The organism is Pseudomonas sp. SDO5532_S415 (assembly GCF_054071155.1).
This window is the reverse complement of record NZ_JBSVWS010000005.1, coordinates 24,443-47,246: the sequence shown is the minus strand read 5'-3', so window position 1 is coordinate 47,246 and position 22,804 is coordinate 24,443. Positions and strand designations below refer to the sequence as shown.

Sequence of the window (22,804 nt, the reverse complement as noted above, 5' to 3'; positions counted from 1 at the left end):
GCAACAGTAAAGAGGGCGAGAGCCCGGCGCGTTCAGCAAATACGAAGCGAGTTTCCCTCCCTATGAAGAGCCAACCCGATGCCGCCAGCCGTATGGTGGCCGAGGTAGTGACGCAGTTGCCTGTGCCCTCGCGGCTGGGCATGCTGCGTTTCGAACGGCTGAATGAACCTAGCTGGGCGCTGCTGTTTCTCGATCCCAATTGCGAACGACAATTCGGCTTGCCGGCCGTAGAGCTGTGCGCCCTGGTCGGCTCGCCCTACGCCAGCCTGATGGAGCCGGAAGCGCGCTATCAGCTGCATGACGCGATCCAGCAACAGCTGACAGAAGCCACGCATTACCTGATCCGCTACACCCTGCACACCGCCACAGGTTCGCTGAACTTGCTGGAGCTGGGCGAAGCCTATAAACAACACAATCGACACCTGTTGCGCGGTTACCTGCTGGTCATCGACGGTCTCTTCGAAGATGACCCGTTGCTGCCGGCGCTGGACCTGGAAACCCAGAACTCCCGGCTGCAAATCGCCCTGGAGCTCAACCAGCGCGCACAACAGGAACAACTGCAGCATCTGGACCGGGTACGCGCCCAGCAGGACCTGATCCTGTTGTTGACCCGCCAGCGCTACAGCAGCAACAACTCCCTGCAAGAGGCCGCCGAACTGATCACCCGCAGTGCCTGCGAGATCTACGAAATCGACTGCGCCAGCCTGTGGAACCTGGAAGGCTCGATGCTGGTGCCGATTTCGGCCTACTACCGCGCCGACCAGCAATACCTGTTGCCGCTGCCAATCGACGTCAGCGACTTTCCCGACTACCTCGACGCCCTGCACACTGGCCGCGCCATCGACGCCCATAACGCCATGCGCGACCCGCGCACCCGGGAAATGGCCGAGAGCCTGCGCCCGCGTGATGTCAACGCAATGCTCGACGCCAGTGTCCGCGTCGACGGCCAGGTGGTTGGCGTGCTGTGCCTGGAGCAAACCGGCGCTACCCGCGCCTGGCAGTCGGATGAAATCGCCTTCGCCGGCGAGCTGGCGGACCAGTTCGCGCAGGTCATCAGCAACCATAACCGGCGCACCGCCACCAGCGCCCTGCACCTGTTCCAGCGAGCGGTCGAGCAAAGCGCCAACGCCTTCCTGCTGGTCAATTGCGATGGCGTAGTGGAATACGTCAACCCGAGCTTCACCGCGATCACCCAATACAGCACCGAAGAAGTCCACGGCCAGCGCCTGGCGGAACTGCCGGCACTGGAAAACCTCAGCGAGCTGCTGTTCGACGCGCCGTCAGCGCTGGCCAAAAGCAACAGTTGGCAGGGCGAATTCAAGAGCCGCCGCAAAAACCTCGAACCCTACTGGGGCCAGTTGTCGATCTCCAAGGTCTACGGCGATAACCGCGAACTGACTCACTACATCGGCATCTACGAAGACATCACCCAGACCAAGCTCGCCCAGCAACGCATCGAGCGCCTGGCCTACACCGACAACCTGACCAACCTCGGCAACCGCCCGGCATTCATCCGCAATCTCGATGAACGCTTCGCCCGAGACAGCGATACCCCGATCAGCCTGTTGCTGGTGGACATCGACAACTTCAAGCGCATCAACGACAGCCTCGGCCACCAGACCGGCGACAAGCTGCTGATCAGCCTGGCCCGGCGACTGCGTAACAGCCTCAGCCCGAGCGGCAGCCTGGCACGTTTCGCCAGTAACGAATTTGCGGTGCTGCTGGACAATGCCGACCTCCACACCGGACAACTGGTCGCCAACCAGTTGCTGACGACCCTCGACAAGCCGATGTTCGTCGACAACCAGTTGATCAGCGTCACCGGCTCCGTAGGCCTGGCTTGCGCGCCGCTGCACGGGCGCGATCCGCAAACCCTGATGCGTAACGCCGGGCTGGCGCTGCACAAGGCCAAGGCCAACGGCAAGCATCAGGTGCAGGTTTTCACCGAAGCACTGAACGCCGAAGCCAGCTACAAGTTGTTCGTCGAAAACAACCTGCGGCGCGCCCTGACCCAGAACGAGCTGGACGTGTTCTATCAACCCAAGCTCTGCCTGCGCAGCGGTCGCTTGCTGGGCATGGAAGCGTTGCTGCGCTGGGATCACCCGGAAAAAGGCATGATCCGGCCGGACCAGTTCATCAGCGTCGCGGAAGAAACCGGCCTGATCATTCCGATCGGCAAATGGATCGCCCGCCAGGCCTGCCGCAAGAGCAAAGAGCTGACCGCCGCCGGGCTGGGCAATCTTCAGGTGGCGATCAACCTGTCTCCCAAACAGTTTTCCGACCCGGACCTGGTGGCGTCCATCGCCAACATCCTCAAGGAAGAAGCGTTGCCGGCGAACCTGCTGGAGCTTGAGCTGACAGAAGGCCTTCTGCTGGAAGCCACCGAAGACACCCACTTGCAGCTCGACCAGCTCAAGCGCCTGGGCCTGACCCTGGCCATGGACGACTTCGGCACCGGTTACTCGTCGCTCAGCTACTTGAAAAAATTCCCCATCGACATCATTAAGATCGATCGAAGCTTCATTCACGAAATCCCGGACAACCAGGACGACATGGAAATCACCTCCGCGGTGATCGCCATGGCCCACAACCTGAAACTCAAGGTCGTGGCTGAGGGCATCGAAACCGCCGAGCAGTTGGCCTTCCTGCGTCGCCACCGCTGCGATGTCGGCCAGGGCTACCTGTTCGACCGACCGATCCCGGGCGCCGAGCTGATCGAGAAGCTCAAACGCTACCCGCGCGGCCCGATCGCCTGATCTGTAAACTTGTAGGAGCGAGCTTGCTCGCGATGTACGTAAACGATAACGCGCGCTGCCTGGTGCGGCGCGCTGCCCTGAAGTCCATCGCGAGCAAGCTCGCTCCTACAGATCTGACTAATTACCCTGACTGAGGACTGATAATGGTTCTGCGCTCGGAAATTCTGGTGAACAAAAACGTGCTTCCTACAAAAGAACAAGCTCTGCCTGGCCGCGAAACCCCGATCAAGGTTCCGGACGAACACTTCGTCAACGGCAACCCGCTGCTGGGTCCGTTCCCGGGCAATGTGGAATTCGCCATTTTTGGCCTGGGTTGTTTCTGGGGCGCAGAGCGTCGCTTCTGGCAGCGTGAAGGCGTGTTCAGTACGTCCGTCGGCTACGCCGGCGGCTACACGCCGAACCCGACCTATGAAGAAGTCTGCTCGGGCCTGACCGGTCACAGCGAAGTGGTGCTGGTGGTGTACGAACCGGAGAAAGTCAGCTACGAAGAGCTGCTGAAGATGTTCTGGGAACTGCACAACCCGACCCAGGGCATGCGCCAGGGCAACGACATCGGCACCCAGTACCGCTCAGTGATCTACGCCACCAAACCGGAACAACTGGAAGCGGCGAAGAAGAGCGCGCAAGTGTTCCAGGCCGAACTGACCAAGGCCGGCCAAGGGATCATCACCACCGAAATCGACGAAGCCCCGACGTTCTACTATGCCGAGGCGTATCACCAGCAGTACCTGGCCAAGAATCCGGAAGGTTACTGCGGCATTGGCGGCACTGGCGTGACCTGCCCGATCTGACCAGTAACCTGTAGGAGCGAGCTCGCTCGCGAAAAACCCGAGGACGCCGCAGGGCATCCGGTTTTACGCGTAATCGTTCACGACCATCGCGAGCGGGCTCGCTCCTACAGATCAACTCTCGGCGATCAACCAATCCATCTGCCACCCACCCTGGGTCTGCCCAAGCTTCTTGGACAACCACGGCAACAACTCACGCAATTCTTCCTCCAGCCCCCACGGTGGATTGGCAATCGCCAGACCCGAACCGTTCAGGCTGTTGGGCGTGTCCAGCGGATGTACCAGCAACTCCACGCGCAACAGCTTCGGCGCACCGGTGCCGGCCAGGTCCTGATAGAACCGGCGCAATGCGCGCTGATCCTTCACCGGGTACCAGATCGCCGCCACGGTTTGCCGCATCCGGCCAATCGCCTCTTTCAACGACGCCGCGCAGCGCTGCATTTCGTCGAGCTTTTCGAACGGCGGGTCGATCAACATCACCGCACGCTTCTCCGGCACCGGCAGCAAGGCCCGCGCAACATGCCAGCCTTCACCCAGGTGCACCTTCACCCGGCGATCACCGGCCATGTTGTCCTTGAGCAACACGCCGTCTTCCGGGTGTTTCTCGTTGAGCAACACGCGGTCCTGCGGGCGGGTCAGGCGTCGCGCCAACTCCGGCGAACCCGGGTAATAGCGCAACTGGCCATCCGGGTTCATCTCGTGCAGCACCTGCATGTAATCAGCGGTCAGGATCGGTAGATCCGGCTGATCCCACAAACGTGCCATGCCTTCCAGGTACTCGCCGGTACGGCTGGCCTGATCGCCCTGAAGGTCATACAGGCCAATGCCGGCGTGCGTATCGAGATAGGCAAACGGCTGTTCCTTGCGCGACATCAGGGCGATGAGGCGGGTCAAGGTCAGGTGTTTGAACACGTCGGCATGATTGCCGGCATGGAAGGCGTGACGATAATTCATGGCTGCTCCTGCGAAGGCCGGGAAGTTTACCTTCTACCGGCCTGCAAGTCAGGGGCTCGCGGCCGAGCGGCTCGACAAAGAAACCTGAAGGAACAAAGCCATCAGCTCAGCTCCTCCATCAAATACACCAACAACTCTTCTTTCGGCACGGATGGCAAATCAGGCTCCTGGAGAAAATTTGTAACCTTGCTGCGCAATACGCTTTCAGGAAACGCCTCAAAAACACCAGGTTGCTCCTCACTCAACCACTGCAAAAGGTTATTGATCTGCGCTGTGGCATCCTCTTCACCCAGTTGTTGCAACAGTGATTCAGGCACTTCCCACCACGGAAAAGCTACTGATGCCCCCTGCCCGCTTCCGCCGATTTCGACGGCCTGGCCATTGATCAAACACCGCTCGATCCCCGGCAGCAGTTGCGCGCCATTGACCTCGGCATTCTGAAGCATTGGCAGCACATAGCGCCCATCCCAGAAGCGGAAAAACACCGCGCTGCCATTGGGCAGTAAAACCTGCGTGAGACTGCGCAGGTGTTCGACCATTATTTTCTGACTCGCCGAGGAAACCGCCAACCAGCCCCAGTCACGTGACGCCGTGGTCGCCACCCACTGCAGAAACTCACTGTTCGCAGCGACGGTTGCGACAAAGGGCATCACCGCTTCCCACTCGGCGTAAGCGGTTTCGGCCCAGATCGGACTCGGTATCTTTTCGGGGGACGCGCGCCGCCAGGCTTCGAACGGTTCGGCGGAACTGGCGTTGCTGAAGATGGCGAACAGTTGCTCCGACGGTTGCAGCGGCTGAAGCTCGAGCCACGTATGAGGCGACAAAAATTCAGGCAACACAGACACCCTCCCTGCACTGTCCGCATATTTCACAAAAAGGTGCGGCTTTTTTCAGGTTACGCATCTGTGCCGAGCCCAAAGCGGCACTTTGAATCTTTTCGCCCATTTCTCCCGGAGCAGGTGCCGGTACCCCACCGAGCAGAATGGGCACGCTGCTGAAAATCCCGGCAGGGCCAATATTTATCCAGTGCCCGCCTGCCTGAATCGTCGCGTGAGCACCACTGGCGAGCACAACCTGACTACCGGCATTGATGCGAATCTGCCCGCTTGCATTGACGGTTTGGCTACCGACGTGGATATGCTGGCCACCTGTGACGTGCAGGTATTCGTTTTGCCCGACATGAACATGCATGTCGTGCAGCACCTGCTGGCGCCAGTTTCGTTGGGCACGCAATGAAATTTCCTCGGCCCCCTTGCGATCCTCTATGCGCAGTTCGTTGTAGCCGCCGCCATCGGGACTGCTACGGGTGCGAAAAATGCTGCGGGTCTTGTCAGCTGGCAAGTCCAGCGGCACAGGCGTCGAGGCGTTTGGCAGGCACCCCATCACCAACGGTTTGTCAGTATCACCATCGACGAAACCCACCAGCACTTCCATGCCGACACGCGGCGTCAGCACGCTGCCATAGCCATCGTGCGCCCAAGCACTGGCCACACGCAGCCAGCAACTGGAATGCTCATACAACTTACCGCGGCGATCCCACATCATCCTGACCTTGACCCGACCGAACGCGTCGCAATGAATTTCACTGTTCTTCGGCCCAGTGACCACCGCCGATTGATACCCGGCAACATGGGGCTTCTCGATCAACGGCGGACGAAAAAAAACATCCCACGGCGTCGCCAGAAACGTATTGCGATAGCCCTGGAAATCATCCGCATCGTCATTGCCCGCCGATTCTTCGAGCACTTGCGGTTGTCGACCGTGGTGATCGACTTCCGTCAGCAGCCACAAATCATTCCAGGCCTGTCGCGGATGCTCATCAAGCTGAAGAAAATGTCCGCTGGTCAGCGCGGTCTGGTCACTGCCGCCTTGCGCCTGACGGTAATCCGCACGATGACGCTCCAGGGCTCGTCCCGACAGATGATTACCGACTTCGCGGTCATTGAATTGTCCCGGAAAAGCATAATCCTCCAGCACCGGCAGCTGCTTGCTGTCACGATGGCTTTCCAGCTCGATCCGGGGTTGATGGAAGTCGTAATCACGGCGGACCACCGCAGTCGGGCGCGTTTCCAGGCGTACATTGAAGTGATTGATCACCGGGATCGGTGCCGTCATGCCACTGCCCGGCAGGTACAGGGCAGGCTCGGGCAGATGCGGGAAAACGGTCTGGTCATCGCCGAACACCAACAGATGGCCATCGACGCTGTGCTGGAAGTGGTAGTGAATACCGACCTCGGCACACAGTCGCTGTATAAACGCCAGGTCACTTTCTGCGTATTGCACGCAGTATTCGCACTTAGGGTAAACGGTACCGAGCTGAAACTTGAAGGTGTCGCTGAAGATGCCATGCATCTTGAGAATTCGCTTTATGATCGCCGGCACGCTTAGGCGCTGGAAAACCCGCTGATTGATGCGCTGGCTCAGGTAAGCCAGTCGCGGCACCAGACTGATCTGATAACGCGTCAGTCGCGCGCCGGAATCACCCTGGCCAACGCGAAAAATCTGACCATGAACACCTCCGCCCCGCACATCGAAACTCAGAAAGGCCTGACGGTGCAGCAAGCTTTCAAGCTCGATGTCCGGTCGCTCGCTGACCAGCTCCAGATCAAATCGGTATGGCTGGCTGATAGCCTCCTTGCCTGTGAACTCAAGCACCTTGAGCTCACTGGGGACACCGTCGAGGGTCAGCATGAAGCGAGGTTGATTGGCAGAAGCGAACATCCGGCGTGTCTCTGCGGAGGGGAGGCTCGCGATTCTGCATGAGTGACAGTAGGGATGAACGAGGGGCGGGAAAAACAGAAATGCCCTACTTCACTTGTAGTTTTGGCTTTCAGAAAACGACTCTTCTGGCTACAGACAACGCCGCAAAAAAATACAACTCCCCCTGTGGGAGCGAGCCTGCTCGTGAAAGCGATTTGACCGTCGCATTGATGTTGAATGCGCGGCCGCCTTCGCGAGCAGGCTCGCTCCCACAGGGGAATAAATTATTGTCGAAAAATGCACAAAAAAACGGCCCGCCTCCAAAGGAAGCGGGCCGTTCTCATTCAAGCATTGGCTCAGCGCATGCGCTCAACCCATTACTTGTTCAGGCGGAAATCATTCTCGGCCGCGGCAAAGCGTTGAAGCATGCCGGCGGTCGGTGCGCCCATTTTGCTGACGATGTAGATCGCCAGGCTGGCGAAGATGAAACCAGGGATGATTTCGTACAGGCCCAGCAGTTCGAAGTGTTTCCAGACGATCACAGTGATTGCGCCGACCAGGATACCGGCCAGTGCGCCATTGCGGGTCATGTCTTTCCAGATCACCGAGATCAGCACGACCGGACCGAATGCGGCACCGAAACCGGCCCAGGCGTAGCTGACCAGACCCAGCACGCGGTTTTCCGGGTTGGCGGCCATCGCGATGGCGATCAGGGCAACCAGCAGCACCATGGCGCGGCCGACCCAGACCAGTTCCAGTTGGGAAGCCGATTTGCGCAGGAAGGTTTTGTAGAAGTCTTCGGTCAGAGCGCTCGAGCACACCAGCAACTGGCAGCTCAGGGTGCTCATGACGGCAGCCAGAATGGCCGACAGCAACACACCGGCAACCCATGGATTGAAGAGGATTTTCGCCAGCTCGATGAACACACGTTCGTGGTTCTCGCTCACTGGCATGGCCACGGCCGGGTTGGCCGAGAAGTAAGCGATGCCGAAGAAACCGACCGCCACGGTGCCACCCAGGCACAGGATCATCCAGGTCATGGAGATGCGACGGGCATTGGCGATCGATTTCACCGAATCCGCCGCCATGAAGCGCGCCAGGATGTGCGGCTGGCCGAAGTAGCCCAGACCCCAGCCCATCAGCGAGATGATGCCGATGAAGGTGGTGTTTTTCAGCATGTCGAAGTTGGCCGGATCCTGCGCTTCGATGGCCAGGAACGCGGTATCGACGCCGCCGGTCGCCAGCATCACGATGATCGGCGTGAGGATCAGGGCGAAAATCATCAGGGTGGCTTGTACGGTGTCCGTCCAGCTCACCGCCAGGAAACCGCCAACGAAGGTGTAGGCAATGGTCGCCGCGGCACCGGCCCACAGCGCCGTCTCGTAGGACATGCCGAAGGTGCTTTCGAACAGACGGGCACCGGCCACGATGCCGGAGGCGCAGTAGATGGTGAAGAACACCAGGATCACTACGGCGGAGATGATCCGCAGCACACCGCTCTTGTCTTCGAAACGGCTGGAGAAGTAGTCCGGCAGCGTCAGGGCATCGCCGTTGTGCTCGGTCTGCACGCGCAGACGGCCGGCAACGAACAACCAGTTCAGGTACGCACCGACGATCAGGCCGATGGCGATCCAGCTTTCGGAAAGACCGGACATGTAGATGGCGCCCGGCAGGCCCATCAACAACCAGCCGCTCATGTCGGAAGCACCGGCGGACAGTGCGGTGACGACGCTGCCCAGGCTGCGACCGCCCAGAATGTAGTCGGAAAGGTTGTTGGTGGAGCGATAGGCCATGAAGCCGATCAGCACCATTGCAGCGATATAGATCACGAACGTGATCAGGGTTGGATTCGTTACGCTCATTAAGTGACGCCCTGGCTTTGTTTTTATGTAGCGGCGGCTGGTGAACCGCTCGCAAACGATGACGTTTGACAGACGATTCGGGATCCCGCGCATTTATGACTGATGTTTCCCCAGGAAAGCCATCAGCCGGTACACCTGCCTTCTCGACGGGTTGCACCTTGGGGCGCGAATGCTATTCAACAAAGCAAATGAGGTGCAACCCATTTTTCGGGAATTAGTTGCACCTAGTCGGATTTATAACAAAAGCCGTTGTTTTTGCTCCCTTTTGGCGCAGTCCTGAAGCTTTTCTAGAAGTAAAAGCACCAAGCAGGAGCGGCACGTTCGTACCAGAATTTAATTCCTGACGAGGCGCCGATTTTTCCGACAAAAAAAGGGTTGCACCCGGTTGCACCTCTCTCGGCACGCGGCTAATCTTGCCGCCAGCTGATGCCACGCAGTCGTGGCAAACATGAGGATAAAAACATGGCTACCACCACCCTTGGGGTCAAACTTGACGACCCGACCCGCGAACGCCTCAAGGCGGCCGCGACCTCGATTGATCGCACGCCGCACTGGCTGATCAAGCAGGCAATTTTCAATTACCTGGAAAAACTCGAGGGTGGTGCAACCCTGACCGAGCTGAACGGTTTGACCACCAGGGACGCTGACGACGCGGGCGAAGTCCATGTCGATCACGCACATCAGTGCTTCCTTGAATTCGCCGAAAGCATCCTGCCGCAATCGGTGCTGCGCGCATCGATCACCGCCGCTTACCGTCGCCCGGAACCGGAAGTGGTGCCGATGCTGATCGAGCAGGCGCGCCTGCCGGCACCGATGGCCGAAGCCACCAACAAACTCGCCGCCTCGATTGCCGAAAAACTGCGCAATCAGAAGAGTGCCGGCGGTCGCGCAGGCATTGTTCAGGGGCTGCTGCAGGAGTTTTCCCTGTCGTCCCAGGAAGGCGTGGCGCTGATGTGCCTGGCCGAAGCGCTGTTGCGCATCCCGGACAAAGGTACCCGCGACGCACTGATTCGCGACAAGATCAGCACCGGTAACTGGCAGCCACACCTGGGCAACAGCCCGTCGCTGTTCGTCAACGCCGCCACCTGGGGTCTGCTGCTGACTGGCAAGCTGGTCTCCACCCACAACGAAGCCGGCCTGACTTCTTCCCTGAGCCGCATCATCGGTAAGAGCGGCGAACCGATGATCCGCAAGGGCGTCGACATGGCCATGCGCCTGATGGGCGAGCAGTTCGTCACCGGCGAAACCATTGCCGAAGCCCTGGCCAACGCCAGCAAGTTCGAAGCCAAGGGCTTCCGCTATTCCTACGACATGCTCGGTGAAGCCGCACTGACCGAACATGACGCGCAGAAGTACCTGGCCTCGTACGAGCAAGCCATCCACTCGATCGGCAAAGCCTCCCACGGTCGCGGGATTTATGAAGGCCCGGGCATCTCCATCAAGCTGTCGGCACTGCACCCGCGTTACAGCCGCGCGCAGTACGAGCGCGTGATGGACGAGCTGTACCCACGCCTGCTGTCGCTGACCTTGCTGGCCAAGCAGTACGACATCGGCCTGAACATCGACGCCGAAGAAGCCGACCGTCTTGAGCTGTCGCTGGACCTGCTTGAGCGCCTGTGCTTCGAGCCCCAACTGACCGGCTGGAATGGCATCGGTTTTGTGATCCAGGCTTACCAGAAGCGTTGCCCGTACGTGATCGACTACGTGATCGACCTGGCTCGTCGCAGCCGTCATCGCCTGATGATCCGCCTGGTGAAAGGCGCCTACTGGGACAGCGAAATCAAGCGCGCCCAGGTCGAAGGCCTGGAAGGTTATCCGGTCTACACCCGCAAGGTGTACACCGACGTTTCCTACATCGCTTGCGCACGCAAGCTGCTGTCGGTGCCGGAAGTCATCTACCCGCAGTTTGCCACGCACAACGCCCACACCCTGTCGGCTATCTATCACATCGCCGGTCAGAACTATTACCCGGGCCAGTACGAGTTCCAGTGCCTGCACGGCATGGGCGAACCCCTGTACGAACAGGTCGTAGGCAAAGTCTCCGAAGGCAAGCTGAACCGTCCGTGCCGCGTGTACGCACCAGTTGGCACCCACGAAACCCTGCTGGCGTACCTGGTGCGCCGCCTGCTGGAAAACGGCGCGAACACTTCGTTCGTCAACCGTATCGCCGACCAGTCGATCTCGATCCAGGAACTGGTCGCCGATCCGGTGGCGAGCATCGAGCAAATGGCGACGCTGGAAGGCGGTTTCGGCCTGCCGCACCCACGCATCCCGTTGCCGCGTGATCTGTACGGTTCCGAGCGCGCCAACTCCAGCGGCATCGACATGGCCAACGAACATCGTCTGGCCTCGCTCTCCTGTGCCTTGTTGGCCACCGCACACAATCACTGGAAAGCCGCGCCGATGCTCGGTTGCGCTTCCAGCAACGAAGCACCGGCACCGGTCCTGAACCCGTCCGACCTGCGTGACGTGGTCGGTCACGTACAGGAAGCGACCGTCGACGACGTCGACAACGCCATCCAATGTGCCCTGAAAGCCGCACCGATCTGGCAGGCCACCCCGCCAGCCGAACGTGCCGCGATCCTCGAACGTGCCGCCGACTTGATGGAAGGCGAGATCCAGCCGCTGATGGGCCTGCTGGCTCGCGAAGCCGGCAAGACCTACGCCAACGCCATCGCCGAAGTGCGCGAGGCCGTGGACTTCCTGCGTTACTACGCGGTGCAGGCACGCAACGATTTCACCAACGACGCCCATCGCCCATTGGGTCCGGTGGTGTGCATCAGCCCGTGGAACTTCCCGCTGGCGATCTTCAGTGGTCAGGTCGCTGCCGCACTGGCCGCCGGTAACCCGGTGCTGGCCAAGCCTGCCGAACAGACTCCACTGGTCGCGGCTCAGGCTGTGCGCCTGCTGCTCGAAGCCGGGATTCCGGAAGGCGTACTGCAACTGCTGCCGGGCCGTGGCGAAACCGTCGGTGCCGGCCTGGTCGGCGACGATCGCGTCAAGGGTGTGATGTTCACCGGCTCCACCGAAGTTGCGCGCCTGCTGCAGCGCAACATCGCCGGTCGCCTGGATAGCCAGGGCCGTCCGATTCCGCTGATCGCCGAAACCGGCGGCCAAAACGCCATGATCGTCGACTCCTCCGCGCTGACCGAGCAAGTGGTCATCGACGTTGTATCCTCGGCCTTCGACAGCGCCGGTCAACGTTGCTCGGCCTTGCGCGTGCTGTGCTTGCAGGAAGATTCCGCCGACCGCGTCATCGAAATGCTCAAGGGCGCGATGGCTGAAAGCCGTCTCGGCAACCCGGAACGCCTGTCCGTGGACATCGGCCCGGTGATCGACGCTGAAGCCAAGTCTGGCATCGAGAAGCACATCCAGGCCATGCGTGACAAAGGTCGCAGCGTGTATCAGGTGGCCATCGCCGATGCCGAAGAAATCAAACGCGGCACCTTCGTGATGCCGACCCTGATCGAACTGGAAAGCTTCGACGAACTGCAACGGGAGATCTTCGGCCCGGTGCTGCACGTGGTCCGCTACAAGCGCAAGGACATCGATCAACTGATCGGCCAGATCAACGCATCCGGTTACGGTCTGACCCTGGGCGTGCACACCCGCATCGACGAGACCATCGCCAAGGTGATCGACACCGTCAATGCCGGTAACGTCTACGTGAACCGCAACATCGTTGGCGCCGTGGTCGGCGTGCAGCCATTCGGCGGCGAAGGCCTGTCGGGCACCGGTCCGAAGGCGGGTGGCCCGCTGTACTTGTACCGTCTGTTGTCGACCCGTCCTACCGACGCCATCGAACAATCCTTCGCTCGCGGCGACGCCGCCGTGGCACCGGATGTGCGCCTGCGCGACGCCATGAGCAAGCCGCTGACCGCCCTGAAAGCCTGGGCCGACAGCAACAAGTTCACCGACCTGAGCGCGTTGTGCGTGCAGTTCGCCGCGCAATCGCAAAGCGGTATCACCCGTGTACTGGCCGGCCCGACCGGCGAGCGCAACAGCTATGCGATCCTGCCGCGTGAGCACGTGCTGTGCCTGGCGGAAGTCGAAGGCGACCTGCTGACGCAACTGGCTGCTGTATTGGCGGTCGGTGGTTCGGCGGTCTGGCCGGAAACAGAGCTGAGCAAAGCGTTGTTCGCACGCCTGCCGAAGGACATTCAGGCGCGCATCAAGCTGGTGTCCGACTGGAACAAGGACGAGTTGGTATTTGATGCGGTTCTGCATCATGGCCATTCCGATCAGTTGCGCGCAGTGTGTCAGCAAGTGGCCAAGCGTGCCGGTGCCATCGTTGGCGTGCAAGGTCTGTCGCAGGGGGAATCCAACATTGCGTTGGAGCGCCTGGTGATTGAGCGAGCGTTGAGCGTTAACACGGCTGCGGCGGGTGGTAATGCGAGCTTGATGACTATCGGCTGACAGGCAGTAAACCTGGTGCCCGCAATGGGCGCCAGGTATCGCCAGTCAGGGGATGATAAACAGCGTCAGCCGCGACGTCGGTAAAGCCTCGAAAGCGATCACACAGTAAATACTGCAAATCATGGGAGTGCTGCCAAGCAAAGCCTGTTAATACAATGTGTTTTAGCTGGTGCTACTTGGTTCAGGTGATGTGTGTGAATCCGAAACTGCGTTCCGATTCTGGGATTGGGCTGTCGGGGACGTAAATCCCTCTGACTTCATAATTACCCTTTAAGGCAGGGTGAACCTCGAATTGAGCTATCACCCGTACCCCCCGTATCAGAGGCAGGCTACCACTTTGAGCGCCGTTCAAGCCTATGAACCTGAACTGATGCAGTCCAGAGTAGATGCCTCCATTCTCGCCGTTCAGATATACCATCTCGCCTGACTTCAGCTCAGCCGGAACCTCCGGTGCAGGCTCATGTAAAGCTTTTGGATCGTTCATTCCAACACCTCATATATAAATGATCAGAAGAGCCAGCTACTTCAGGTTTGAACTGACCACTTCAGGCTATTACGGCCTTGATCAGCCCATCTACTGTCAGAAATGCCAATGCAGACAAGCGGCAACCTCTTCATCGCGGCGAAAAAACGGTGCGACGCGTTTCATCCCGCATAGAGGTTGGATCTGCCGACCTCTTCGCGAGCAAGCCCGCTCCCAAATTTGATTAGCGCTAGCCGCAATCCACCATCACCCTCATCAATCATCCTGTTCAGCCTCTATTCCCACGCCTAGACTCGGTCCCATTCCAATAAAAGGTAAGCCGCCATGTCCGAGACGCTACTCAGTTCCCGCAATCTGGCTTTCGAGCTGTATGAAGTCCTCGATGCCGAGGGCCTGACCCAGCGTGAGCGTTTCGCCGAGCACAATCGCGAAACCTTCGATGCCGCCATTGGCACCGCCCGCAGCATCGCCGAGAAGTTCTTCGCCCCGCACAACCGCAAGGGTGACGAGAACGAGCCGCGCTATGAGGACGGCCAGGCGATTCTGATTCCGGAAGTGAAACCGGCGGTGGATGCCTTCCTCGAAGCCGGCTTCCTCAACGCCGCGCGCAGTTTCGATGCTGGCGGCATGCAGCTTCCTACACTCTTGTCCCAAGCCTGCTTCGCGCACTTTCAATCGGCCAACGCCGCGTCGACCTCTTATCCGTTCCTGACCATGGGTGCGGCTAACCTGATCGAAAGCTTCGGTACCGAGGAGCAAAAACGGCGCTTTCTGCAACCGATGATCGACGGGCGCTTCTTCGGCACCATGGCCCTCACCGAACCTCACGCCGGTTCATCGCTGTCGGATATTCGCACCCGCGCCGAGCCTTCGTCTGATGGTACTTATCGACTCAAGGGCAACAAGATCTTCATCTCCGGCGGCGATCACCCGTTGTCGGAAAACATCGTGCACATGGTCCTGGCCAAACTGCCGGATGCACCGGCCGGGGTGAAGGGTATTTCGCTGTTTATCGTGCCCAAGTTCCTGGTCAACGATGACGGCAGCCTGGGCAAGCGCAACGATGTGTTGCTGGCTGGCCTGTTTCACAAGATGGGCTGGCGTGGCACCACGTCCACCGCACTGAATTTCGGCGATAACGGCGAGTGTGTCGGTTACCTGGTGGGCAAGCCGCACCATGGCTTGAGCTACATGTTCCAGATGATGAACGAAGCGCGGATCGGCGTCGGCATGGGCGCAGTGATGCTCGGGTATGCCGGTTACCTGTATTCGCTGGAGTACGCACGTTTACGCCCGCAGGGTCGCGTGCCGGACAGTAAAGATCCGAATACCGCACCGGTAGCGATCATCCAGCACGCTGACGTCAAGCGCATGCTGCTGACCCAGAAGGCCTACGTCGAAGGCTCGTTCGACCTGGGACTGTACGCCGCGCGCCTGTTCGATGACACCACAACCCTGGAAAGCGAAGCCGAACGCAAACAGGCCCATGAGCTGCTGGATTTGCTGACACCGATCGTCAAATCCTGGCCGTCGGAATTCTGCCTGAAGGCCAACGAACTGGCGATCCAGATCCTCGGCGGCCACGGTTACACCCGCGAATATCCGGTGGAACAGTACTACCGCGACAACCGCCTGAACCCTATCCACGAAGGCACCCACGGCATCCAGTCACTGGACCTGCTGGGTCGCAAACTGGCGCAAAACAGCGGCGCGGGACTCAAGCAACTGATCCGCCTGATCGCCGACACCGCCGAGCGCGCCCAGGCCCATGAATCGCTGACCGCACTGCGTGAACCGCTGGAGAAACTGGTCGCGCGCCTGCAAACCGTAACCATCGGTCTGCTGACCGACCTGGCCCAGGGCAAGGTCAACAGCAGCCTGGCGAACTCGGCGCTGTACCTGAAAGTGTTTGGCCACACGGTGATTGGCTGGCGCTGGCTGGAACAGGCGATTCGCGCCGAAGAAGGATTGGCCAGGGGCAATGCGGCGGATGTGAACTTTTATAAAGGCAAGTTGCAGGCAGCGCGGTATTTCCTGACCTGGGAAATTCCGGGATGCCACCATGAATTGGCGATTCTTGAGGCGCGGGATGATGTTTGCCTGGGCATGCAGGATGAGTGGTTCTGAGCAAAGCCCTTCGGTGCTGCTGAAAACCAATCGCGGGCAAGCCCGCTCCCACAGTGATCTCAGTTGTTCACAGATAATGTGCTCAACACAAATCCTGTGGGAGCGGGCTTGCCCGCGATGAGGCCATCACTGACAGCACATCAACTCAACCGAAACCCACCCATCTGCCGCGCCAGATCATCCGCCAACCGCTGCAGCGTCTGGCAATCCTCACGACAAGCCCTGACCTCCCCCGCCGTCGCCCGCGCCAGATCGGAAATCCCCTGCACGTTGCGGTTGATTTCTTCGGTCACCGCGGACTGCTCTTCGGTCGCCGTCGCGACCTGGTGGTTCATGTCGCTGATGCGCTCGACCTGCCCGGTAATCGCCGTCAACGACGCTCCAGTCCTTTGACTGGATTCAACACCGGTCCCGGTAGCCGCCTGCCCGCTGTGCATCGACGAAACCGCATTCTCCGCGCCTTGCTTGAGGCTGCCGATCATCTGCTGGATTTCATCGGTGGACGTTTGTGTACGTCGCGCCAACGTGCGCACTTCATCGGCAACCACCGCAAACCCGCGTCCCATGTCCCCGGCCCGCGCCGCTTCGATCGCCGCATTCAAAGCCAGAAGATTGGTCTGCTCGGAAATCCCGCGAATCACCGCCAACACCTGATCGATGGAAGCGACCTGATCGGCCAACTCACCCACGGCGCTGGCAGCGACACCGATTTCATCGGACATGCTTTCGATATGGCGAATCGAGCCGCCCACCACTTCCCGCGCTTGCATCGCCTCATCACGGGCCGTCTGCGAAGCGAGCGCCGCGTTGCCGGCATTCTGCGCGATTTCCTGTACGGTCAGGCCCATTTCGTGGACTGCGGTGGCGACCATATCAGTCATTTCCTGCTGACGGCCGGAACGCTCAGCGGTGTTGTCCACCACCCGCGCCACCTGGCCGACAGCCATGCGCAAGCGTTCGCTGGTGGTCAGAACTTCACCGATCATGTCGCGCTGGCTGTCGAGGAATCGATTGAAACCTCGAGCCAGGTCGCCCAGCTCATCGGCACGACCGGAATCTAACCGGTGGGTCAAATCTCCACCACCGCTACCGATGGCTACCAGTGCCGCTGTTACCTGACGAATCGGTCGCACCAGCCCACGGGCCAGCAACACCACGAGTAACAGGCACACCAGCGCCACCGCCAGGCCAATACCACTGCTCATCCACATCGCGCGTCGAGCTTCGGCGTAGATCTGCGACTGTGGCACTTCGGCCACCAGGGTCCAGCCCAGATCCCGCAGCGGCAGGCTCAATGCGAGGAAATCTTCGCCATCACGATCGAAACCGGTGGCGACCGCTTTTTGACCCATCACCGCTTGCGCGGCAGACGCGCCAATTTGCTCCGTCAACGTGCGTTTACCGCTGAGTTGCGCCTCGGGATGTACCTGGATCAATCCATCGGAACGCACAAGATAGACCTTGCCGCGCTCTCCGAAGGCGAAATTGTGAATCAGCTCGGACAGCTCTTTCATGCTCAACCCAAGCCCGGCGACACCCACGACTTTACCGGCCTGTTCGACCTTGATGTCGATGAACAGCGCCAACTCTCCCGTGGCCGTGTCGTTGTCAATGTTGAGGGTGCGCGGCTGGCTGCTGTCGAGGAACGAATAGAACCAGGCGTCTTTGGGATTGGAACGGCTCAGGGTCCGGTCCAGACCTTTTTCAGTGAAATAGTGGTTTGAGGCTGTGCCGACAATCAACGCGGTAAAAGCCTTGTGTTCGGCGCGGATACCTTCGAGATACTGCACGAACGACGAAGTCCTGGCGGGATTTTCACCCCCGGCCAACCAGTCGCGCACCATGCTGTTACTGGCGATGTCTTTGGCGGCAGTAAGGGGCTGAACGAGGATGCGCTCGATGTCGTTGCGCATCGCTTCGATACTCGAAGGTAGCGCCTGCTCGACCAAATAGCGCTGGGCGAGACGGTTGACCACGAGGGTATAAATGCCAACCACGATCAAAATGCTGACCAGCAGGGCGGTGCCCATGCTGAGGATCAACTGCCATTGAATACTGCGTCGCCAGAACTGCATGGAGCACCCCCAAAGAATAAGAGGCTGAAACACTGCAACAGCCATGCCGATTGTATACAACTAAATCGACAATCTATTCTTTGGTTGTGCGCAAAGCCGATCAGGCCTGATTGATCGTCTTGGTGATCACTTCAACCGTGGCGCTGACTTGCTCTTGGTAACGGTCGAGTTCGAGTTTGTGCTGCTTCTGCATTTCGATCTGTTGCGAGCACAGGTTCATAGCGGCCAGCACCAGCAGTCGGTCACCGATCAGGGTCGGGTACTTCTTTTTGGTCTCGGCCAGGGCAGCCTTCAACATCAACGCAGCATCGAGCAGGGTCTGTTCTTCCCCGGCCGGCGCCTTGATCGAATAGTCCTCCCCCAGGATCGAGACGACTTTTACCCCTGCGCCATAACTCATGCGCTGACTGATTCGACTAGAGGCCCAGCGCTGACGCGCTCAACCAAAGCCTGGATGCGCGCGGCAGTGGCGCCTTGTTTCTCTTCCTGTTCCATCAGGCTCAGTTGCAGGCTTTCGTTTTCATCCTTGGCCTGGGCCAGTTCGGCGCTCAGGGCTTGGTTGGTACCGAGCAGGGTCTGGTTCTGTTGTACCAGGTCGCTGACCAGTTGTTCCAATTGGCTTAGGGATGCTTCCAACATTTTGATTTTCCAGGCATTTTCAAAGGGCGCGTACGATAAAGAAAAGTCACCGGGGATGCCAGGGTTAAACGGGCGCAAAGCCTTGATTTTCCTGACGAGTGACCTGTCTCGCGAACTTTAAAGACTGTGATTGGCCGATCTGGTTCCTGCACTTCGTCGCCCGCCTCATCCTGTAGGAGCGAGCTCGCTCGCGATGGTGACATGAGCACCGCGTGTATTCAGGTGCCCCTCGTCATCGTTGACGCCCATCGCGAGCGAGCTCGCTCCTACAATTAATACAAGGGCTCAAGACTTCGGGCGCATGACCGATAAGTCATTCATACGTCAGCCTCGGCACCGCTCAGGTGCGCTCTTTTCGGTAATCACCATGTCCCTTCGTAATATGAATATCGCGCCGCGAGCGTTCCTCGGTTTTGCCTTGATTGGCGGCTTGATGCTGGTGCTGGGCGTGTTTGCCCTGAACCAGATGAGCAAGATCCGCGGTGCCGCCGAGAACATCACCGTCAGTAGCGTGCCGAGCATCAAGAGCCTCGACGAGTTCACTCAACTGACGCTTCGCCTGCGCGTGCTGTCTTATCGCCTTCTGGTGAACCGCGAGCCGGACGTGCAACAGAAAACCATCGAGCTGCTGGAGTTGCGCAACCAGCAGATTCGCGCCGCCCAGGCCACCTACGAAAAACTGATCGCCAGCCCGCAGGAACGTGCGGCCTACGATCAATACGTACAGCTGCTCGGGCAGTACCGCCAGATCGAAGACCGGATGAAGACCCTGTCGCGCAACAATCAGGTCGACGAACTGCGCAGCCTGCTCAACGCCGATCTGCTGAGCAACTCCGAAGCGATCAACGCTGTGCTGAGCAAGCTGCTGGAGATCAATACCCAGCAGACCCTCGACACCAACCAGCAAGCCGCCGATCAATACGATTCGGCGTTCAATCTGGTCATTACCCTGTTGGTGATCGCCACTGGCCTGACGATTCTGTTCGCCTGGCTGCTGACCAACAGCATCACCAAACCGATCGCCAACGCGCTGAACGCCGCCGAGCAAATCGCCGAGGGCAATCTGACACGCCCGATCACGGTCGACGGCGAGGACGAAGCCGGCCGCTTGCTGCTGGCGATGTCGAAGATGCAGGACAAGCTGCGCGACACCCTGCAGCGAATTTCCGGCTCCGCCACTCAGCTGGCTTCTGCCGCCGAAGAGCTCAACAGTGTCACCGATGAAAGCGCCCGTGGCCTGACCCAACAGAACAACGAGATCGAACAGGCCGCCACGGCAGTCAACGAGATGACCAGCGCCGTGGAAGAAGTCGCGCGCAATGCGGTCAGCACATCCGAAGCATCGAAAAACGCTACGACTTCCGCCGGTGACGGCCGCGATCTGGTGCAGGAAACCGTCAGCGCCATCGAGCGCATGAGCGCCGATGTGCAAAGTACCGCCACCCTGATCGGCGACCTGGCCAATGAATCCCGCGATATCGGCAAAGTGCTGGATGTGATTCGCGGCCTGGCCGACCAGACCAACCTGCTGGCCCTGAACGCTGCCATCGAAGCGGCGCGCGCCGGTGAAGCCGGCCGTGGCTTCGCGGTGGTGGCGGACGAGGTTCGGGCCCTGGCGCACCGCACCCAGCAGTCGACCAGCGAAATCGAACGCATGATCGGCAGCATCCAGAGCGGCACCGAGCACGCGGTGGATTCGATGCGCAACAGCACCGAGCGCGCCGAATCGACCCTGAACATTGCCCGCGGCGCCGGACTGTCGCTGGACACCATCAACAGCGCCATCGTCGAAATCAACGAACGCAACCTGGTCATCGCCAGCGCCGCCGAAGAACAGGCGCAAGTGGCCCGCGAAGTGGACCGCAATCTGGTGAACATTCGTGATCTGTCGGTGCAATCGGCCACCGGCGCCAACCAGACCAGTGCGGCCAGTAGCGAGCTGTCGCGATTGGCAGTGGACCTGAACACGATGGTTGGGCGGTTCAGCCTCTGATCAGGCGGTAACACATTTCCTGTAGGAGCGAGCATGCTCGCGATGGACGTCAACGATAACGTGTGCTGCCTGAATCAACACGTCGTCATTGAGTTCTTCGCGAGCAAGCTCGCTCCTACATGGATGTGCGACAACCAAAAAGCTTTTTGACAGCATCACATTTCAACAGGTTAGAATCGCTGGCACGCAGACTGCATGGTCAGTTTGTGCCCGTCTTTCAGCTTTCCGGAGTACTGCCTTTGAATGCGACGACCATCAACAGCCTGTTCTTGATCGGCGCGTTGCTGGTAGGTGCGAGCATTCTGGTGAGTTCACTTTCCTCGCGCCTCGGCATCCCGATTCTGGTGATCATCCTGGCGGTGGGCATGGCCGCCGGGGTCGATGGCGGCGGCATCATTTTTACTAACTACCCCACGGCTTACCTCGTCGGCAACCTTGCACTGGCCGTGATCCTGCTCGATGGCGGTTTGCGCACCCGGGTGTCGAGTTTCCGCGTGGCGTTATGGCCAGCCTTGTCGCTGGCAACGGTTGGCGTCTTGATCACCACCGGGCTGACTGGCATGGCCGCCGCCTGGTTGTTCGACCTGAACATGATTCAAGGCCTGCTGATCGGCGCCATCGTCGGCTCCACCGACGCCGCCGCGGTGTTTTCCCTGCTGGGTGGCAAAGGCCTGAACGAGCGGGTGACCGCAACCCTGGAGATCGAATCCGGCAGCAACGACCCGATGGCGGTGTTCCTCACCGTGACCCTGATCGACATGCTCGCCAGCGGCCAGACCGGCCTGCACTGGAGCCTGTTGACCCACTTGCTGCGCGAGTTCGGCATCGGCGCCGTCATCGGCCTGGGCGGTGGCTGGCTGATGCTGCAAATGGTCAACCGCATCAACCTGGCCACCGGCCTGTATCCGATTCTGGTCATCGCCGGCGGCCTGGTGGTGTTTGCCCTGACCAACGCCCTGCATGGCAGCGGCTTCCTGGCGGTGTACTTGTGTGGACTGGTGATCGGCAACCGCCCGGTACGCAGCCGCCACGGCATCCTGCACATGCTCGACGGCATGGCCTGGCTGGCGCAGATCGGCATGTTCCTGGTGCTGGGGCTGCTGGTCACGCCCCACGACTTGCTGCCGATTGCGTTGCCGGCACTGGGCCTGGCGCTGTGGATGATTCTATTTGCCCGGCCGCTGTCGGTACTGGTCGGCCTGCTGCCTTTCAAAGCCTTCCATGGCCGCGAAAAAGCGTTCATTTCCTGGGTCGGCTTGCGCGGCGCGGTACCGATCATTCTGGCTGTGTTCCCATTGATGGCGGGCCTGCCCAACGCCCAACTCTATTTCAACCTCGCCTTCTTTATCGTACTGGTGTCGCTGCTGGTGCAGGGCACGAGCCTGCCGTGGATCGCCAAACTGCTGAAGGTGACGGTGCCACCGGAGCCGGCGCCGATCTCCCGTTCGGCCCTCGAAGTTCACGTCACCAGCGAGTGGGAGCTGTTCGTTTATCGCCTCGGCGCCGAAAAATGGTGCATCGGTTCACACCTTCGCGAGCTGAAAATGCCCGAAGGCACCCGTATCGCAGCCCTGTTTCGTGGCGAGCAACTGCTCCATCCGTCGGGTAGTACGGTGCTCGAAGTCGACGATTTATTGTGCGTAATCGGCCATGAACACAATCTTGGAGCCCTCGGAAAACTCTTCAGCCAGGCTCCGCAACGAGGCCTCGATTTGCGCTTTTTCGGCGACTTCGTACTCGAAGGAGATGCCCAGCTGGCCGCGGTTGCTGCCCTGTACGGGCTGAAGGTCGAAGGCATCGATCCGGACATGTCCCTGGGCCACTTCATTGCCCAGAAAGTAGGGGGCGCACCAGTAGTCGGTGACCAGGTGGAATGGAACAACACCATCTGGACCGTTGCGGTCATGGAGGGGAACAAGATCGGTAAAGTGGGCGTCAGATTCCCCGAAGGAAGTCGCCCGGGTCCGGGACTCTTCCTCTAAACTCCACACTTCGTCCTGTTTTTGATCG

13 protein-coding genes and 2 pseudogenes are annotated in these 22,804 nt (G+C 59.8%); 7 read left to right on the top strand and 8 right to left on the bottom strand.

Annotated features, from left to right (window positions below):
• The first annotated feature begins 62 nt into the window (after positions 1-62).
• Both ACW9HW_RS03440 and msrA read left to right on the top strand, forming a co-directional pair.
• On the top strand, positions 63-2,756 hold the full coding sequence (locus tag ACW9HW_RS03440; RefSeq protein ID WP_457398369.1) for a putative bifunctional diguanylate cyclase/phosphodiesterase: 2,694 nt from the start codon (positions 63-65) through the stop codon (positions 2,754-2,756).
• 143 nt (positions 2,757-2,899) lie between these two features.
• On the top strand, positions 2,900-3,547 hold the full coding sequence (gene msrA / locus ACW9HW_RS03435; protein ID WP_095192193.1) for a peptide-methionine (S)-S-oxide reductase MsrA: 648 nt from the start codon (positions 2,900-2,902) through the stop codon (positions 3,545-3,547).
• 111 nt (positions 3,548-3,658) lie between these two features.
• On the opposite strand, the gene ACW9HW_RS03430 is transcribed toward msrA, so the two are convergent.
• From ACW9HW_RS03430 to putP, 4 genes are all read right to left on the bottom strand, one after another.
• Positions 3,659-4,498, bottom strand: a complete 840-nt coding sequence (locus ACW9HW_RS03430; protein WP_457398366.1) for a 23S rRNA (adenine(2030)-N(6))-methyltransferase RlmJ — start codon at positions 4,496-4,498, stop codon at positions 3,659-3,661.
• Between the two features lie 101 nt (positions 4,499-4,599).
• Complete coding sequence (locus ACW9HW_RS03425; protein WP_095192195.1) at positions 4,600-5,337, bottom strand: DUF4123 domain-containing protein; 738 nt, start codon at positions 5,335-5,337, stop codon at positions 4,600-4,602.
• Positions 5,327-7,219, bottom strand: coding sequence for a type VI secretion system Vgr family protein (locus ACW9HW_RS03420; RefSeq protein WP_457398362.1), 1,893 nt, complete (start codon positions 7,217-7,219; stop codon positions 5,327-5,329). The genes ACW9HW_RS03425 and ACW9HW_RS03420 overlap by 11 nt, the downstream gene beginning before the upstream one ends.
• A 356-nt stretch (positions 7,220-7,575) precedes the next feature.
• On the bottom strand, positions 7,576-9,060 hold the full coding sequence (putP, locus tag ACW9HW_RS03415; protein ID WP_457398359.1) for a sodium/proline symporter PutP: 1,485 nt from the start codon (positions 9,058-9,060) through the stop codon (positions 7,576-7,578).
• Between the two features lie 462 nt (positions 9,061-9,522).
• Here putP and putA point away from each other — a divergent pair, with 462 nt between their 5' ends.
• Positions 9,523-13,476 (top strand): trifunctional transcriptional regulator/proline dehydrogenase/L-glutamate gamma-semialdehyde dehydrogenase, encoded by a 3,954-nt coding sequence (gene putA, locus ACW9HW_RS03410; RefSeq protein ID WP_457398357.1) that lies wholly within the window; start codon positions 9,523-9,525, stop codon positions 13,474-13,476.
• Between the two features lie 808 nt (positions 13,477-14,284).
• Positions 14,285-16,087, top strand: coding sequence for an acyl-CoA dehydrogenase (locus ACW9HW_RS03405; protein WP_457398355.1), 1,803 nt, complete (start codon positions 14,285-14,287; stop codon positions 16,085-16,087).
• A 140-nt stretch (positions 16,088-16,227) separates the two neighbouring features.
• Here ACW9HW_RS03405 and ACW9HW_RS03400 read toward each other — a convergent pair whose 3' ends face one another.
• From ACW9HW_RS03400 to ACW9HW_RS03385, 4 genes and pseudogenes are all read right to left on the bottom strand, one after another.
• Positions 16,228-16,959: a methyl-accepting chemotaxis protein gene (locus ACW9HW_RS03400; protein ID WP_457398438.1), complete on the bottom strand. Its 732-nt coding sequence runs from the start codon at positions 16,957-16,959 to the stop codon at positions 16,228-16,230.
• Positions 16,960-17,091: 132 nt separating this feature from the next.
• Positions 17,092-18,117, bottom strand: a pseudogene (locus tag ACW9HW_RS03395) (HAMP domain-containing protein); the annotation flags it as partial.
• A gap of 145 nt (positions 18,118-18,262) precedes the next feature.
• On the bottom strand, positions 18,263-18,562 hold the full coding sequence (locus ACW9HW_RS03390; protein ID WP_095192202.1) for a cell division protein ZapA: 300 nt from the start codon (positions 18,560-18,562) through the stop codon (positions 18,263-18,265).
• The gene (locus tag ACW9HW_RS03385; RefSeq protein ID WP_207261053.1) at positions 18,559-18,801 is read right to left on the bottom strand and encodes a hypothetical protein; all 243 of its coding nucleotides are present in this window, start codon (positions 18,799-18,801) and stop codon (positions 18,559-18,561) included. The genes ACW9HW_RS03390 and ACW9HW_RS03385 overlap by 4 nt, the downstream gene beginning before the upstream one ends.
• A gap of 301 nt (positions 18,802-19,102) precedes the next feature.
• On the opposite strand from ACW9HW_RS03385, the pseudogene ACW9HW_RS03380 reads away from it, so the two are divergent.
• From ACW9HW_RS03380 to ACW9HW_RS03370, 3 genes and pseudogenes are all read left to right on the top strand, one after another.
• A pseudogene (locus tag ACW9HW_RS03380) lies at positions 19,103-19,939 on the top strand (MCP four helix bundle domain-containing protein); the annotation flags it as partial.
• The gene (locus ACW9HW_RS03375; RefSeq protein WP_372242162.1) at positions 19,922-20,794 is read left to right on the top strand and encodes a methyl-accepting chemotaxis protein; all 873 of its coding nucleotides are present in this window, start codon (positions 19,922-19,924) and stop codon (positions 20,792-20,794) included. The pseudogene ACW9HW_RS03380 and the gene ACW9HW_RS03375, both read left to right, overlap by 18 nt.
• Positions 20,795-21,033: 239 nt before the next feature.
• Entirely contained in the window at positions 21,034-22,776 is a 1,743-nt protein-coding gene (locus tag ACW9HW_RS03370; RefSeq protein WP_095192205.1) for a potassium/proton antiporter, read from the top strand.
• Positions 22,777-22,804: the final 28 nt, after the last annotated feature.

Bases quoted from the DNA above. Each gene is read 5' to 3' on its own strand.
- ACW9HW_RS03400 (WP_457398438.1), bottom strand. From the start codon at position 16,959: ATGGTCGCCACCGCAGTCCACGAAATGGGCCTGACCGTACAGGAAATC.
- ACW9HW_RS03440 (WP_457398369.1), top strand. From the start codon at position 63: ATGAAGAGCCAACCCGATGCCGCCAGCCGTATGGTGGCCGAGGTAGTG.
- putA (WP_457398357.1), top strand. From the start codon at position 9,523: ATGGCTACCACCACCCTTGGGGTCAAACTTGACGACCCGACCCGCGAA.
- msrA (WP_095192193.1), top strand. From the start codon at position 2,900: ATGGTTCTGCGCTCGGAAATTCTGGTGAACAAAAACGTGCTTCCTACA.
- ACW9HW_RS03405 (WP_457398355.1), top strand. From the start codon at position 14,285: ATGTCCGAGACGCTACTCAGTTCCCGCAATCTGGCTTTCGAGCTGTAT.
- ACW9HW_RS03430 (WP_457398366.1), bottom strand. From the start codon at position 4,498: ATGAATTATCGTCACGCCTTCCATGCCGGCAATCATGCCGACGTGTTC.
- ACW9HW_RS03385 (WP_207261053.1), bottom strand. From the start codon at position 18,801: ATGTTGGAAGCATCCCTAAGCCAATTGGAACAACTGGTCAGCGACCTG.
- ACW9HW_RS03375 (WP_372242162.1), top strand. From the start codon at position 19,922: ATGTCGAAGATGCAGGACAAGCTGCGCGACACCCTGCAGCGAATTTCC.
- ACW9HW_RS03390 (WP_095192202.1), bottom strand. From the start codon at position 18,562: ATGAGTTATGGCGCAGGGGTAAAAGTCGTCTCGATCCTGGGGGAGGAC.
- putP (WP_457398359.1), bottom strand. From the start codon at position 9,060: ATGAGCGTAACGAATCCAACCCTGATCACGTTCGTGATCTATATCGCT.
- ACW9HW_RS03420 (WP_457398362.1), bottom strand. From the start codon at position 7,219: ATGTTCGCTTCTGCCAATCAACCTCGCTTCATGCTGACCCTCGACGGT.